17 protein-coding genes are annotated in these 14,726 nt (G+C 47.3%); all 17 read left to right on the top strand.

From position 1 onward, the window contains the following. Positions 1-174 precede the first annotated feature (174 nt). Positions 175-2,535: a phage/plasmid primase, P4 family gene (locus tag ALO_RS20655; protein ID WP_169313114.1), complete on the top strand. Its 2,361-nt coding sequence runs from the start codon at positions 175-177 to the stop codon at positions 2,533-2,535. Positions 2,536-2,773: 238 nt separating this feature from the next. After that, complete coding sequence (locus tag ALO_RS02155) at positions 2,774-3,214, top strand: hypothetical protein (protein ID WP_004092372.1); 441 nt, start codon at positions 2,774-2,776, stop codon at positions 3,212-3,214. Beyond that, positions 3,207-3,578, top strand: coding sequence for a hypothetical protein (locus ALO_RS02160; RefSeq protein WP_004092373.1), 372 nt, complete (start codon positions 3,207-3,209; stop codon positions 3,576-3,578). Before ALO_RS02155 ends, ALO_RS02160 begins: the two co-directional genes overlap by 8 nt. A 23-nt stretch (positions 3,579-3,601) precedes the next feature. Further along, the gene (locus ALO_RS02165) at positions 3,602-4,507 is read left to right on the top strand and encodes a hypothetical protein (RefSeq protein WP_004092374.1); all 906 of its coding nucleotides are present in this window, start codon (positions 3,602-3,604) and stop codon (positions 4,505-4,507) included. A gap of 1 nt (position 4,508) precedes the next feature. Next, complete coding sequence (locus ALO_RS02170) at positions 4,509-5,738, top strand: hypothetical protein (RefSeq protein ID WP_004092377.1); 1,230 nt, start codon at positions 4,509-4,511, stop codon at positions 5,736-5,738. A 780-nt stretch (positions 5,739-6,518) separates the two neighbouring features. Further along, positions 6,519-7,208 carry a sigma-70 family RNA polymerase sigma factor gene (locus ALO_RS02180; protein WP_004092381.1) on the top strand — a complete coding sequence of 230 codons (690 nt, stop codon included), beginning with the start codon at positions 6,519-6,521 and terminating at the stop codon, positions 7,206-7,208. A gap of 346 nt (positions 7,209-7,554) precedes the next feature. After that, positions 7,555-7,704: a hypothetical protein gene (locus ALO_RS22290; RefSeq protein WP_169313115.1), complete on the top strand. Its 150-nt coding sequence runs from the start codon at positions 7,555-7,557 to the stop codon at positions 7,702-7,704. A gap of 107 nt (positions 7,705-7,811) precedes the next feature. After that, positions 7,812-7,982: a hypothetical protein gene (locus tag ALO_RS22295; RefSeq protein ID WP_004092383.1), complete on the top strand. Its 171-nt coding sequence runs from the start codon at positions 7,812-7,814 to the stop codon at positions 7,980-7,982. A gap of 147 nt (positions 7,983-8,129) precedes the next feature. Then, positions 8,130-8,555 (top strand): hypothetical protein, encoded by a 426-nt coding sequence (locus tag ALO_RS02185; protein ID WP_004092385.1) that lies wholly within the window; start codon positions 8,130-8,132, stop codon positions 8,553-8,555. Further along, positions 8,552-8,830: a hypothetical protein gene (locus ALO_RS02190; protein ID WP_004092386.1), complete on the top strand. Its 279-nt coding sequence runs from the start codon at positions 8,552-8,554 to the stop codon at positions 8,828-8,830. Before ALO_RS02185 ends, ALO_RS02190 begins: the two co-directional genes overlap by 4 nt. 148 nt (positions 8,831-8,978) lie before the next feature. Continuing rightward, complete coding sequence (locus ALO_RS02195) at positions 8,979-9,347, top strand: hypothetical protein (protein ID WP_004092389.1); 369 nt, start codon at positions 8,979-8,981, stop codon at positions 9,345-9,347. Between the two features lie 70 nt (positions 9,348-9,417). Then, a complete protein-coding gene (locus ALO_RS02200; protein ID WP_004092391.1) occupies positions 9,418-9,735 on the top strand; it encodes a hypothetical protein in 318 nt (105 codons plus the stop codon). A gap of 125 nt (positions 9,736-9,860) precedes the next feature. Continuing rightward, positions 9,861-10,295 (top strand): DNA gyrase inhibitor YacG, encoded by a 435-nt coding sequence (locus ALO_RS02205; RefSeq protein ID WP_004092394.1) that lies wholly within the window; start codon positions 9,861-9,863, stop codon positions 10,293-10,295. A gap of 15 nt (positions 10,296-10,310) precedes the next feature. Next, positions 10,311-11,537 (top strand): tyrosine-type recombinase/integrase, encoded by a 1,227-nt coding sequence (locus ALO_RS02210; RefSeq protein ID WP_004092396.1) that lies wholly within the window; start codon positions 10,311-10,313, stop codon positions 11,535-11,537. 311 nt (positions 11,538-11,848) lie between these two features. Then, complete coding sequence (locus tag ALO_RS02215) at positions 11,849-12,160, top strand: hypothetical protein (RefSeq protein WP_004092398.1); 312 nt, start codon at positions 11,849-11,851, stop codon at positions 12,158-12,160. Further along, positions 12,157-12,945 carry a hypothetical protein gene (locus ALO_RS02220; RefSeq protein ID WP_004092400.1) on the top strand — a complete coding sequence of 263 codons (789 nt, stop codon included), beginning with the start codon at positions 12,157-12,159 and terminating at the stop codon, positions 12,943-12,945. The genes ALO_RS02215 and ALO_RS02220 overlap by 4 nt, the downstream gene beginning before the upstream one ends. Positions 12,946-13,302: 357 nt before the next feature. Then, positions 13,303-14,286 (top strand): hypothetical protein, encoded by a 984-nt coding sequence (locus ALO_RS02230; protein ID WP_004092402.1) that lies wholly within the window; start codon positions 13,303-13,305, stop codon positions 14,284-14,286. Positions 14,287-14,726 lie beyond the last annotated feature (440 nt).

A 14,726-nucleotide genomic window follows, 5' to 3' on the forward strand; every position in this document is an offset into this window, starting at 1 on the left:
ACAAAAAACAACTCACTATACAGAGGTCACGGTCACAGAAGACGGGAAGCGAATACGCCGGCGAAAAAGACGCCGAGAGCAAAAACAAAATATCAAGCCGGATTGTGATGCGACGAGCCTGCCGGCAGCGCGATGAGGGTTTAAACCTTATGGCGCTGTATGCAGGCTTTTTTCGTGAAAGGAGTTGATGAATATTACAATGCACGAATCAACCATGCCGCAGGAATTGGTTGCTCTGCCGCAGTGGGTAGCCTGGCAGCCAAAGCAGCGGCCAGGCAAGAAAAGCCGGATAAAGTGCCCTATAATCCAAAGTCGGGCAGGCAAGCATCTATCAAAAATCCGGCAACTTGGGGGACGTATGAAGAAGCTTTATCCCTGTGTTCAAGGGAGGGTATGGCCGGTGTAGGGTTTGTATTTAAGGAGAATGACCCTTACTGCGGCATAGACATTGACAATTGCCTAAATGAGCGGGGGGAGATCAGCACAGAAGCGGCGGCCATAGTCCGCGAGTTAGACAGCTATACCGAGGTTTCCCCCAGCGGCAACGGGCTGCATATTCTCGTTAAGGCTGCCTTATCAAGTACTGCCTGGCACAAACAGAAGGGCGTGATTGCCGGCGGGGATATTGAAATGTACAGCACCGGCAGATATTTCACTGTTACCGGTAAGCGCTGGCCGGGTTCGCCGGCTGATGTTAACCACAGGGGGGAAGAGATTGCCCAGATACAAGCCCGGTATGCCGGCCAGGAACAGCCTAAAGCGGCGGAGCCAGACCAGGACTTTGATTTAAGCGCATACCTGCCTGATGAGGAAGTACTCAGGAGAGCGAGAGCTGCCAAAGACGGGGAAAAGTTTACCCGGCTGTATGATCGGGGCGATACCTCCCTGCACGGGGGCGATGATTCGGCAGCAGATTTAGCCCTGTGTTTATTACTTGCCTTCTGGACGCAGAACCCGGAACAGATTGACCGGCTATTCCGGGAGTCTAAACTGTTCCGGGATAAATGGGATGCGCCACGCGGCGATTGCACATACGGCGAAATAACCATAAAAACAGCATTGAGAAGACAAACAGCCCGGTATGACCCTAACTTTCGGCAGGTGCCGGTGGACGTGCAGGAGCTGCAGAGGCTATTCGCCGCTACGCCGATGGCAGACCGCCTGTCTGACATGGGAAACAGTGCCAGGTTCGCGGCCATGTTTAAAGACGCCTTCCGTTATTGCCCCACATTAGGCCCCTGGCTTGTCTGGGATGGCTGCCGGTGGCAGGCAGATGATACCGGGGCAGTCATGGCAGCGGCGGATGATTGCGTAATAGCAACAGCGCAGGTTGCCGCCGCTCAGGATGATCCAGATAAAAGGGGCAAGTGGTTATCCTTTGCGGCCAAAAATGAAGCACTGGCCAAAAGACAAGCCATGGTAACAGGGGCGCAACATTTGCCGGCACTGGCGGCCAGACAGGATCAATTCGATCAGAACTCTTGGCTGTTTAACTGCCTGAACGGGACGCTAGACTTGAAAACCGGAGCGCTGATGCCGCATAACCCCAGCGATTACATAACAAAAATAGCGCCGGTTAATTATGATCCCAGCGCTGAGTGTCCAAGGTTTATGCAGTTCTTGACGGAGGTATTCCCAGATGATATGGGCCTGGGCATTGGTAATACCGAGTTGATTTCATTCGTGCAGAGGCTGGCCGGATATGCCCTGGCTGGGGTTACGACAGAGCAGATACTGTGCATTGCACATGGTTCAGGGGCCAATGGCAAAAGCACATTGATCAACCTACTTGCTGATATCATGGGCGATTACGCTACAACCACTCCAACGGACGCTTTTCTGATGCAGAAAGGACAAAAACCCACGCATGACCTGGCGGCTTTACGTGGGGCGCGGTTCGTGATAGCCAGCGAGACGCAGGAAGGCAAGCGGCTAGATGAACCACTGATTAAACAGCTTACCGGCGGAGATAAGATTGCGGCGCGGTTTCTCTATAAAGCTTCATTCACCTATTCGCCACAGTTTCTGATTGTCCTGCTTACCAACCATATGCCACGAGCCAAAGCAGAGGATGGCGCCCTTTGGCGGCGGATCAGACTGCTGCCCTTTGAGGTTAAGTTTGAGAGCGTGGCCAGGGATAACAACCTGGCAGAGAAGCTGAAGCAGGAGATGGACGGGGTTTTCCGCTGGATGGTTGAGGGCTGCCTGCGGTGGCAGAAGGAAGGACTGGGGGAGCCGGAGGAAGTCACCAGGGCAACCGCTCAATATCGGGAAGAAAACGATTCTTTAGGCGATTGGATTGCAGAACGCTGTGAACTCGATGCTAAAGCAACTGCCAGAACTACCGAACTGCGGGATGACTACCAGCGTTATAACGGCTGGCGCAGAATTGAGCCGAAGATATTCACTCAGATGCTAAAAGCGCGTGATTTTAAAGTGAAAATATCGCACGGCATAAGCAAAGCCTACGGGATCAGGCTTAAACCAGCCGGCGTGGATGATTTTCTGACGGAAGATCAAGAATCAGAATCATGACTGCAGGTAGAGGAACGGTCTACCCGGTGAGGGCTTTTCACTAACTTTCCCATATGAAAAAAAATAAAAAAAAGTTAACTAACTTTCAATGTCTGGGTAGATTGTTCCTCTACCCAGACCGCTTAAAATTTTGGGGCCTGCCCCCTGTGGACATTTTACCAGCACGGGGTGAACTGCTTGAATCCTGTAATGACGTGGTTTTGCGACAAGTAAAAACTTTGAAAGGGTGTGTTTTTTAATGAAAAATGCCGATGCGGAAAAGCTGCTGGCAAAAATCTATGGGCCACTGACCATGGCGGCGGGATGTGAAGAAGATCCTCTAAGGGTTAAAACCTTTTTAGAGGCTGAACTCCTCATAATTGAGGGTTGCCGAATCGCTTTCTTAGTTAATGGCGTGCTATATACGGAATATTCTCCGGATGTTGCCGGGGCAGTGGATGTGGGCTTATCGTTTGATGATGACAAATTAAGAGCCGCAAGGCGCATATTAGAAGACGCTGGACTATGCGAACATGAGAGCCTTACATTTTGCGAAGGCGTTATTAATGACCTGACGGCGAGATTTGAGAGAACAGCGGAAACTATACCTGGTGTGCATGTTAAACAGAAAGAAACAGCATTACCGTTTCCCCAGTCCCTAAAAGGTAGTTCTCAGAAAGGAGGTGTCCGGTATGGCTGAATCGGAGAACACGACGAAAACACGATACCAGCGCGGGATGAACCCCAATAGCCTAGCGAATCTTCAAGCGTATAATCCAAAAGGCCGGCCTAAACAGCCAAAGGAATTCAAGGAGCTTGTCAAGACGCATACCGTTGCTGCGCTGGAGGCTGTCATAGCCATTATGCAGGATAAAACCGCAAAGCCGACAGACCGGCTCAGGGCTTGCGAATTAATAATAGACCGGGCCTATGGCAAGGCCGCACAGCCGATAGTAGGGGACGATGATCACGGTGCTATTCAGGTAGATCTGTTTAATCCTGAACAGCGGAAGGCCAGGATTGACGAGCTCATTGCCAAGTATAAAATGGATCCAAATAGTTAAAGTGAAAAGGAGTGTCGATACCAATGGCGAACGATCAAAACCGGTTAACTGAGGTTCAAAGAAAATACCTGCAGATGCTCAGTCAAATGCAGCAGCCCCGGCAAGGGCAGAACTTCCATTATGGCGCGGCGAATGCCATAGCGGATATTGGAAGCGCGATCATTAAGCGGAATGCTGAAAAGGGCCAGGTGAAAGCCATGACTGAACAATACCAGCAACCAGGCCAGCAGCCGAATTTTAACCAATGGCAGCAGGGGCCTCTGGGAGCGGGCCTATCAGGACAGCCGCAATTCGACCAATGGAAGCAAGGTCCTCTGGGAGTCGGTATGAATAATCAACAACAGCAGCCGCAATACGATTACAACTTTTCAGGGCCTGGAGTGCTTAGCGATAACACGCCGCAGAATCCTGCACAGATGGGCCAACAGCCGAATTTTAACCAATGGAAGCAAGGCTCCCTGGGGCAGCAGCCTAACCAAGGAGGCTCAGCGATTGCCTGCTTTATCGGCTCAACCGTGATCTCAACTCCGACAGTCGATAAGCAGATTAAGGATATCCGAGTCGGGGACAAGATTATTTCCCTGGATGTGCATGACAAGCCTTGTATTGAAGAAGTTATAGAAGTGATGGAGCCTTGCATATCGCCGAATAATTATGTTTTTGTCAACGCGAAAAAGCAGTGTAAAGCCGGAGAGCCGTTGCAGACAATCTCAGTCGGTACTACCGATACACAGCCTTTTCTAACGGTTGATGGCCTGGCAAATGCTACAGCAGCGGCGTTAACCGGGAGAAAGCTCATCGGGCTCCGGGGTATAAAAGAAGTCGTCTCTATTACTGTGAACGCAGACAAGGAGCCGGTCTATGACCTTAAAACCACGGGCCGGAATATCTATTTTGCAAACGGCTTCGCGGTTAAGGGGAGGGATTGATATGGCCTATGGATGGGCAAATGCCCTCGCAGATATCGGCAGTGCTATAATCAAGAGAAATGCAGACCGGGGAGCTGTAAACAGCCTAACTGAACAATATCAGCAACCAGCACAGGATTTACCCGGCGCGGATCAGTGGAAATACGGGCCGCTTGGCGCCGGGCAGAATACCGGCGGTCTGCCTAATCAGAGCCCCTTCAGTTCGCAAACGCAAGCGGGTTTAGGCGTATCTGTCCCGCCGGAGATCCAACAGGCGGCCAATCTTCAGCCGCAGCAGCCGACACAACCTCAAACGCTGCAGGACTTTCAGAAAAAGCATTACGGCAATATCCGGGGTAAGGCTCTTGCCTATATTAAAACCGGTATGTCGCCGATAGATGCGGCCAGGCTGGCAAGAAGCCAGGCCATGGAAGCTGCTGAACAGGAATACACTCCTGTTCGGCAACAATATCAAGCGACGGCGCAGGACGAACTCGGCGACGCTTTTTCGTCTGGAGATGCCCGGCAGATTATGGCGGCTGCCAATAAATACAACAAAGGGGCTTCTCAGTACGGCTATGATAAGGCTGATACCCAAATGCTGACCATGGCTATAAGAGCTGGAGCCAAGAGCTTTACTACTCAGCAAGAACAGGGTGAGGATGGTAAGATTTACAATGTGACCTATGCTCAGACCCCGGACGGCCAGATGGCAGAGGTTCACAGGGGGCTGTCGGGAGCGAATGTTTCAGCTGCTACTGATAGAATCCGGGCTCTGGCAGCTCGTAATAATGCGAGTACTAAGTCGATCAGCATTCCCGGCATGGGCAGTCTGACGATGAACGAATACTTTAGCCAGCTGAATAACGCGCGCCCGAAAAGGCGGGAGACCACAGATATCTACGGCAATAAGACCTACATTGATGAGGGAAATCCGGAAGTATATAACCTTCTTCGTCAGCACATGCCCCAGGAGCTCAACGGGCAGCCGCTTCAGCAGCAAACGCAACAGTCGCAAGGCAGCATACAAGATGTTGAATCGGGGTACATCCAGGAGGCATTGTCTAACAATATTTCTCCTGCGCAAATAGCACAAGGTATACGAGCCAGAATGCCGGAACTCCAGGCCCAGGGTGTAGATGTTAATGCACTCTTGGCAATGGTTGAACAGCCACAACAAACACAACCCGCGCCGCCGGCACAAGGGCAAACTACTGTTGATTGGAGTCAATACACGCCTTGGAGTGAATAGGAGGGGATAAAGTGGCGGCAGGGCCTTGGTAAAGGAAGCGGCTAATATGGTTATGATAGTCCTTAAAAGGTAAAAGAAAGGTGAGAAAGATGACGCTATCAGAAACCAATGGTATTGCCCCTATAGCCACAGCAGAACAACTGCCTGACATTCTAACCGCTCAGCATATAGCTGACTACCTGCACATCTCCCGCCGACGGGTATATGAGTTAATGGATTTAAACCCCGGCGCCGGGGGCATACCTAACTTCTCAATTGGTATTCTCGCCGGGTGGAGAAAGCAGATTTTACCGTCTGGATAGCCGCTCAAAAAGCGAAAAGGGAGAAAGACAGGTGATATTGTGAATAATCTGCCGCCAAACATGAAACTGGCTCTTACACCAAAAGAGGCTGCCGCTCTTACTCCACTTGGAGAGAATCGTATCCGGGAATTGTGCCGATGTGATCCGACATTCCCGGCTTTTCTTAACGGTCGAAGGGACATAGTCATTCCGACAAAAGCCTTTGAAGAGTGGCTAATCAAGCAGGCGCAGCTCCGAGTAGGCTTTCCTGAACCTTTGCGAAGGTTAGCAAATTCAAGTCGGAAAAAAGATGATTAGTCCAGTATTACGCCGTCCCTAGTAATGGCAAAGGGTGCTCGCTTAATGAGCACCCTTTGTAAGGAGGAAGGTTTTCGTTACCTTCAAGGGTTAGCAAATATTAGAACCAAAGGATTTTTATGCCCATAATCCCCGGGAGACAAGACGTAGCCATAGAACCGGGACAAAGCGGAGGGCAGAAATGACCAACGAAGAATTAGTCCTGCTCATACAGGCAGGCCAGCGGGAATATGAGGAAGTGCTATGGGCACAGGTCAAGCGGTTTGTTTTTAAAAAGGCGAACTGGTACGTTAAATATCTGGATGGCCGGTCAGCGGCGGATATGGAGGACTTGGAGCAAGCCGGGTATCTGGCTATGTTGGAAGCGATACGCTATTACAAGCCGGAAAGGGAATACAAATTTCTCACCTATCTGAATTGGACACTTAAAACCAGATTTGCAGAAGTGGCCGGGATAAAGACGAGCAGGAGGGATGCCGCACAGTTTGCCTTTAGCCTGGATGAGCCTTTAGCACAGGACGGTGAAGGGGATAGCCGGATAGATCTTATTGCTGATGAGCATTCCCAAGAGCCCTTCCTGCAGCTAGAGGATGACGAATATGTATTGTTTGTAAGGGCGGCACTGCTGGAGGCTATGCGGCCACTCAGCGAACGGCAGCAGGACGTACTGGCCGCTATCTATTGGGGCAATCAATCCCTTACTGACATAGGCAGGCGATTTGGCATAAGCAAGCAGTCAGTGGATGATGCACATAGCAGGGCATTGCGCTGGCTAAGGACGTTTAAACGCTCTCTGCGGAGCCTTATCTCCGGCTTTAATCCTTCCTCAAATGCCTCATATAGTCCTGACCCGCGGCGGTATGGAGGATGAGAAATTTAAAGGGGCCTGAACTAGGATACCCCTGTGGACATTGTTGCCGGTAGCAGATAACACAAAACCCGGCCATAGAGCCGGGCTGCAAGTAATTCTACCCTGCCTTCGCTGACCAGCGGCGGAAAGCCCTGGGGCAACGGCAGGAACCGTTTCTGCTATGCATTTTACGCCTGGGCCGGGCAGGTGTCAATGTCCACAGGGGCAGTGAATGTCTTTCGGATCGGCAGACTGATTACCATATTTGCTTCCATAGGGTGCACATCCCAGCTTCTTGGGATGAACAGGGTGTATAATCTTTTCGGAGTTATACCCATGAATGGGCAAACCGGAAAGGGGGAGAAAAATGATAGTTATCAAGGTTAATCTAAACACGGGTGAACGGGAGGTAATAGATCAATACAATGACCCGGAAGATAGGCCAATATCAGACGTAGCTCAGTATCTGCTGCCGGATGTGCTAAAGAAAATAAAGGAGCGAGACGAAGAAAAATAACATTAAGTCCACTAATATCCGTTATGTTAATCTGTTAATACATAAAACAAATATTGACAGAAATACATAAATGACTATAATTACATACAAGGGGGTGATTTATACCGATGGGTGAAAAAATGAAATTCACCGTGTACGTTGATTCAGACTTAGTAAAGATGATGAAATTACTTGGAGTACAAATGGACAAAGACCTTTCCGGGTTAATGGCTGAGGCTATGGCGGCCTATTTAGAGGCTAATAAAGACCATGTGCCAAGAGTGCCGGGCGATCAGTAAAGGCAAATCCCGCCGGCTCCTGGCAGAGTATCGCGGCGGGATTGACAAAAGGCACAGCATTACCAATACCCCTGTCATTCCTCATTTTATCAGGTATGCGGGACAGGGGCAAGCTGTAAAGGATGACAAAATGAGGGAGGAATGAACATGACCACAAAGGAACAGGAGCGCAAAGCCCTTGAAGAAATCCGGCAGATTGTCGCTGACTTAGGCGAACAAAGCTATTTAGGTTCTGCCTTTACCGGAACCTTTGACCTGGCAGAGCAGAATATCGATTTTGATGCAGCGTTCACAATGACCGGTCAGATAGATGTTATCGCTGAAGCAAAGGCCAAACAGGCCACAGAAAAGATGCAGCAGGAACTGGATGCGGTGATTCGTGAGCGGGACACGCTGCGCGATACCTGCAACCGCTGGAAGGAAACCCATAAAAGCGCATTGGAAGCTAACGCTAACATATCTCAGGATTACCTCGATTTAAGAGATTCTCACGAGGAAATTAAGCTGGAAGTAATTCGGCTGAAAGCCAAACTGTATGACATGATGATGAGCCAGGAGGTAGCGGCATCATGACAGAAACAGAAAGAAAGCTGCTGTGGAAGTGTATAACGGATGCTCAAAAAACGTTATCCGGAATAGCCGGTCTACTGAGTTACCCGGAAACTCCCTCTGATGCGGCAATGCTTTCCCTGGCCCGTGCCGGCATGGAACTTACCGCCGGGATGCAGCGGCAGTATGGATTGGAAGATCAACGAAGCCATTTCATCAAACAGACTGTACAGCCTGACGGCACAGTGAAGCGCTGCCGCTCAGGCGATAGAGGGCCGCAGAAGGCCAGAATAGAATAGAATGCCGGATTGTGTGCGGGAGCCTGCCGGATAGCGTGATGAGGGTAAAACCTTATGGCGTTATCTTGCAGGCTTTTTACTTAGTGATACAGCTAAATGAGGGTGAGTATTAACCGGCTGACTTATCTTGATTTATGGAGGGAGAAGTATGGATACTGGCGTGATGTTTCCATCAAGAATCTTCTGTTCCCACTGTGAACAACCTCTGCAAGTCGGATGGTGCAGATCAGACCTTGTCCTGTGCCATAGCGTAAAGCTTACTTTTACCTGCGAGCGGTGCGGCAAGGAAGGCAGACCGCCGCTTATTTTAGAACCGCAAGGCGAATGGGTTACACAGCGCCGGATGAAAATCTTTGATCAACTGCTGTCGATTGTGGCAAGGCATTGCTACGCAGATGATCTTGTTGCAGCGCTGAAACCGGAATACACAGAATATCAAAAGGCTTTCCTGCAGGGCGTTCATTCTGCGCTTTCCATTATGGCGCGTATGAGAAAAAACAGTCCGGAACAGCCATAACAACTGGCTCACTAAAGGTAAAATGGCGGCGGGGATTATCCCCGCCGCTGCTCTAAGGAGGGACAGCGGCATGAGGAATTTAGTCCGGGCCGCTCTGAACATATCCTCTGTAGCCATGACCAGCTTTCTGGTTATTTATGAATTGACAGCGATTATAGAGGACGCCACTTTAAAGACCGGCCTGTTTATCGGAGCGATCACCATAGAGGGCATTATCCAGTATGACCTGGCTTTATCCTTTGCGTATTTACGCCAGGGCGGGATAAAGAATCAGATGAAGGGGATTGCCCTGCTTAGCTTTTACGGCTGGTATGTGGTTGCTTTTGCGATCATGGCGGGTATTGGCTTTTTCACTGCTGAGTTAAACACAGGGGGCAGAAGCCTATGAGCAGGTGCAGACCGGCAGAGACATGGCCGCTGCCAGGATAAGCAGATACATACCACTGTGGACATATTGACCCGGCAATTGGATGCAGAGGCGGCAACCGGCTACGGGCCGCAATCGAAGCTATCATGGCAGAACTGGAGAAGCTGACCGCCGAACAGAAGGAACTGGCCGCCAGTATCACCAATAGCCCGGCTGCCACCGTTGCTCCTAAGAGCCTGTTTAGGGGATTGTCGGAGACCACCGGCCAGCCGGAGAGCTTGTTTAAGGTGCTGGTATTCGGCACTTTGGTATTAGTGCTTTACCTGGGGCAGATACTTACTGCCTGGCGGGTAGACGTTGTTGACACTATAAAAAATGAAACGATAGCAGCCAGGCGTGAAACGAGTGAAACGCCTGATGCAGTGCTAGACGTTTCCGAGGAGGAACGGCAGTCGGAAGAGGAACCGACTATCTGCCCTCAGTGCGGCAAGCCCTTCCCGGCGGTCAAGGGAAAGAAATATTGCTCTCCTAACTGCAGGCTGCAGGCTTTCCGAGGGAAACGGATATTAAAAGTAACTTAATGGGGTGAATGGCATATGGCAGGCAGAAGATCAAACGGCGAAGGGACAGCCTATTATAACGAGGCCCGGCAACGCTGGGAAGCTCAGGCTCCTTATAAAGACGCTGGCGGACAGCCCAAAAGAAAGAAGTTTACCGGTAAAACCCAAAAGGAGGTTAACCGGAAGAAAAAGGAGTTTCTTGATAATCTGGAGGATGGCCTGCTGCCGGAAGCGGATAAATTGACGGTAGGCGTCTGGCTTGATCGGTGGCTGGCTGACTTCGTGAAACCGAGGGTAAGAACCAAAACCTATGAGAAATACGAAAGCTGCATAAAGTCATACATCAAGCCGAAATTCAAAGATGTACTGCTCAAAAAGCTGGCGGTGGCTGATGTGCAGCGGGTGTTTAATGAAATGGGGGAGAACGGCGGGAGGCAGGGCAAGGGGCTATCATCACTCACAATACGAAATACCCGGCGAGTTTTCTCTATGGCGCTGGACAAGGCCATAAAGCTTTCCCTGCTGCTAAAGAATCCAGTAAAGCTTACTGACCCTCCACGACTGGAGAAAATGCGAGAAATAAAGCCATTGACCGCAGATCAGGCCAACACACTTTTGCAGATAGCCAAGAAGGATGCAGCGGAAGTATCACAGGTAAAAGCAGGTCAGAAGCGGAAAACATCAACCACCGCCGCCGATTATGATACATATGTGGCCGTAGCTATCGCCTTGAATACCGGTATGAGGCTGGGGGAAGTTCTGGGGTTGAAGTGGGACGATATTCACCACGAGCAGAAAATCATTACTGTTAAAAGGGCCTGGGTAAGTACCAGTAAGGGCATGAAGATTGAAGATCCCAAGACGGGCAAGGGCCGGAAGATACTGATAGATGATGCTTTGCTCAAAGTCCTATCTTTACACCAGAAGCGGCAGAGCTGGGATAAAAACCTCATGGGGAATTTGTACAAGGATAATCAATGGATTATCGGCGGCCAGTACGGAGAGAATTACGAATCAAAGCACTTTTCATCACGGAAATATAAATCGCTGCTGGCGAAGGCCGGCATAGAGGATACCTTTACCTTTCACGATTTGCGGCATACCCATGCAACCATATTGCTGCTCAAAGGGGTAAACCCAAAGATAGTACAGGAAAGGCTGGGACATGCGACTATTTCGATGACACTGGACACCTATTCCCACCTGCTGCCGGACAATCAGGACAAGGCAGTAGAGGTAATATCAAGCTGTTTAGCCCTCTAACCGAGAGGCAATTCATCATAAGTCTTAGGGATAGCAACAGAATACCCCTGTGGCCGTTGCTATTTGTGCAACGGCCAGATGATTAGCCACAGCCGAATGAAGGCTGTGGCTTTTATATTTTTGATCATTCTCCTTTTCTTTTGCCCCCACCGAGAGGGGGAGATTATTTTGTTTTTGCATAAAGGGTCAAACTGATTGGCCATGTAAGAAATAGCGACTGCGTGCAGGAAGATTGGAATAAAGTGTGAAACTATGTAGTAGGTAGTAGATCGTAGACCGTAAATCGTTATTGATACGAAGGGAGAATAATTATGTCGGGAATTTCAGTTTTTGAAACGGAAGATCAAGCCGTCGAGACCATACTTAGCTATCTTAATTCACTTGGACTACAATCAAGTATTGTTGACACAAAGAAAAGATATTGGTTTGTTAGAACTGAATCAGGGAAATATTATGACGAATTTATTATGGATGAATTTATTGCGATAGGATGGAACGAGATCCCGTGTGTATCAAATACCTTCAAAGAAGAAGAGGCTACTGCATTAATTGAGAGGCATTATCCAGAAGTAGCGCATCCTATGAGAGTTATTAATCAGATTCGACGATTTGTCAAGAAATGAAGCCTGGTGATATCGTCATAATACCCAAAAAGGGAAATGAAGTGCTAGCTTTTGGTTTAATCACGGGTGATGTTGAAGAACGAAGATTGTCAGAGGACGATATCTTAGATGATGCATGTCCCTTTATTAGAAAGCGTTCCGTAACATGGATAAAAGGGATTGAAAAATACCGTATTGACCCGCACTTATATCAATTTCTACGTAATCAACATGCTATTTCTGTAGCAGATGAATATGCTCCATTTATTGATAGGATAATGAATAGTTTTTATATAAAAAATGGACACGCTCACTTTACCCTAAGTATTACATCGGAAGATGAACAAAGAGCTCTTGATATGCCTACATTTATTGCTGGGGTAATACACAGGGCCCAAACTATAGCAAAAGAGCTTAATGTAGAATTTAATGAAGCTGATATTAAATTGCGCATTAATGTTCAATCGCCAGGGGTAAAAGAAGAATATGGTAAGCCGTTTAGTATTGCTTTGGTTGCACTTGTTGTAATAGGATTATTTGGCGGGTCTGTTAGTTTTAAATATAAGAATAAATCTGGAGTTGATGCGCAAGTTGATCTGGGAACAAAAGGATTGCCTCATTTGATAGAAACAGTTAATAAAGTTAATGCTACATATGATGACAACCATCCATATAACGAAAAAAAGCTTAAAGAGATAATAGAGCGCTCAAAAATAAAGGATCCAAGGACGGAACGCCTGCAGGTAACTTCAATTTCAGATCAGTTTGAAAAAGAAGACAGGGCTGAAGAAAATCACCAAGAATAAGGAGAATTGATTTGAATATTCCCATTAGCGAGTAGCGCTAATAATATCGCAACAGATCCAATCCAAATTATTCTACGAACTGTAATTGTGCTAACCGAAATCCTCAATATCTTGCGAATTATCATCCAGCAAGCTGTTATAAGAATCACACTAGAGGTCCAAAGCAACGTAAACATGGCCGAGACAGAAATGATATTGAATGCCGCATTCAACATTTCCTTTACCTCCTATGTAAAAAAAATATATAACAGGGTACTTTACATCCATTCTATATTAGGGCAATATGGTAGTCAAGCAAGAATGCAATTTATTGGATAAACCGTAAAAAGCAGTAATCATGCCCGGAGGGAATTTAATATGTATTCACCACTTCCTGCTAACGGCGAGGTTAAATGCTTGATTTTATATCCATTATGCAATGTTAAAGTCGAATCAACTTTATGTTTTAAAAATGGATTATCAATACTGGATTCGAATGATCTCCAATTTTGGAAGTCATATTCAAATCAGTTTGTTGATGCGTCACTTTTCAATTTGTCTACGGGCAATTTGTTATATAACCCCAATAAATTGCTAGGTTTTCCCGAGGGAGTAACAAGCTGGATCTCATATGAATATAAAGGTTCAACTGTACAAATAAAAAAGCTTGTTCCAGTTGAAATAAGGACACTGGTCAGTGTCCTTATTTGCCTACTTCAAAAAAATAAAACTTTTAGTATATTAAAAAGTTCCAGACTCGAAGATGATTATATTTTGTATTTTCCTGATAGGTCTACTCCTACAGGCTTTGGCTTAACATATACACAGTTAACACCAATTTTTCCATCACTGATTGAACCAATTTGCATACCTTGTCATATTTTTTCAGAGGTAGATCGCTGGTATAATGCTATGCTTTTGTCAGATATACATCTTAGGAATCGAATGCGGGTAGCTGCCTTTACTCTGCCGGATGCTATCATAAGCACGGGTTTGGATAGATTACTTAAATTCTTTATGATAGTTGATGCACTATTTGGGGTAAATGGTGTAGTAGGTAAGTCATTTAAAGCCGGTATAAAATTGGCACTTAACAATGAAGATCATTTAATAAATGATAAAGCAAATCGTTTATATAAATTGCGTTGTGATGTCGCGCATGGTGATATTATCTTTGTCGATGAGTGGGAGGGGTATGAGTCATATATCAGCACATTTAAGTCAGATCCAATTGATGACATGCTCACAATAGTATTAAACTCTATACTAAATTATTTCGATATTGCTCCAGGACATTTACAGTCTTGGGAAAAGACAGATAGGAAGAAATATAAAAAAACATTTAATTTAATAGAATATTGATCATCACAATGATTTCGTTTCAGGTTTGCGGTCGAAATATTGTATACACCTGTTGCAGATATGGCAAGGAAGTATACCATGCCTAAAGTAGTGTCCGTGGATTTAGTCCTCTAATTTTGTGGTGCAATTTGTGGGGCAATACGTCATGGAAGGTATGTTTTTCATATACTGGATAGAGTAAAAATCCCTTAAAATCAAGCCCTCCAGCTATTGGATAGACAGTGAAAAACCAGCTAAAAAGCCCTTCTTTGTACTCCGGAACCGGGTGCGCAGGTTCGATTCCTGCCGGGCGCACCATACATAGCAAAATTAAGCCTTTCGCAAAATTAGCGGAGGGCTTTTCGTTTAGACAGCTCTGCAAAGAAGGGCTTTTCCTGTTGTCTGGAGACTTGCAGGATTTCTCCCGGCAAAAAGCGAAGGAGTTTCATATCAGCAAGGTA

This window comes from Acetonema longum DSM 6540, assembly GCF_000219125.1.
Classification (GTDB): domain Bacteria; phylum Bacillota; class Negativicutes; order Sporomusales; family Acetonemataceae; genus Acetonema; species Acetonema longum.

What these genes read in the sequence shown, in the direction of transcription:
- ALO_RS02155 (WP_004092372.1), top strand. Translation starts at nt 2,774, where the DNA reads ATGAAAAATGCCGATGCGGAAAAGCTGCTGGCAAAAATCTATGGGCCA.
- ALO_RS02160 (WP_004092373.1), top strand. Translation starts at nt 3,207, where the DNA reads ATGGCTGAATCGGAGAACACGACGAAAACACGATACCAGCGCGGGATG.
- ALO_RS02165 (WP_004092374.1), top strand. Translation starts at nt 3,602, where the DNA reads ATGGCGAACGATCAAAACCGGTTAACTGAGGTTCAAAGAAAATACCTG.
- ALO_RS02170 (WP_004092377.1), top strand. Translation starts at nt 4,509, where the DNA reads ATGGCCTATGGATGGGCAAATGCCCTCGCAGATATCGGCAGTGCTATA.
- ALO_RS02180 (WP_004092381.1), top strand. Translation starts at nt 6,519, where the DNA reads ATGACCAACGAAGAATTAGTCCTGCTCATACAGGCAGGCCAGCGGGAA.
- ALO_RS22290 (WP_169313115.1), top strand. Translation starts at nt 7,555, where the DNA reads ATGATAGTTATCAAGGTTAATCTAAACACGGGTGAACGGGAGGTAATA.
- ALO_RS22295 (WP_004092383.1), top strand. Translation starts at nt 7,812, where the DNA reads ATGGGTGAAAAAATGAAATTCACCGTGTACGTTGATTCAGACTTAGTA.
- ALO_RS02185 (WP_004092385.1), top strand. Translation starts at nt 8,130, where the DNA reads ATGACCACAAAGGAACAGGAGCGCAAAGCCCTTGAAGAAATCCGGCAG.
- ALO_RS02190 (WP_004092386.1), top strand. Translation starts at nt 8,552, where the DNA reads ATGACAGAAACAGAAAGAAAGCTGCTGTGGAAGTGTATAACGGATGCT.
- ALO_RS02195 (WP_004092389.1), top strand. Translation starts at nt 8,979, where the DNA reads ATGGATACTGGCGTGATGTTTCCATCAAGAATCTTCTGTTCCCACTGT.
- ALO_RS02200 (WP_004092391.1), top strand. Translation starts at nt 9,418, where the DNA reads ATGAGGAATTTAGTCCGGGCCGCTCTGAACATATCCTCTGTAGCCATG.
- ALO_RS02205 (WP_004092394.1), top strand. Translation starts at nt 9,861, where the DNA reads ATGGCAGAACTGGAGAAGCTGACCGCCGAACAGAAGGAACTGGCCGCC.
- ALO_RS02210 (WP_004092396.1), top strand. Translation starts at nt 10,311, where the DNA reads ATGGCAGGCAGAAGATCAAACGGCGAAGGGACAGCCTATTATAACGAG.
- ALO_RS02215 (WP_004092398.1), top strand. Translation starts at nt 11,849, where the DNA reads ATGTCGGGAATTTCAGTTTTTGAAACGGAAGATCAAGCCGTCGAGACC.
- ALO_RS02220 (WP_004092400.1), top strand. Translation starts at nt 12,157, where the DNA reads ATGAAGCCTGGTGATATCGTCATAATACCCAAAAAGGGAAATGAAGTG.
- ALO_RS02230 (WP_004092402.1), top strand. Translation starts at nt 13,303, where the DNA reads ATGTATTCACCACTTCCTGCTAACGGCGAGGTTAAATGCTTGATTTTA.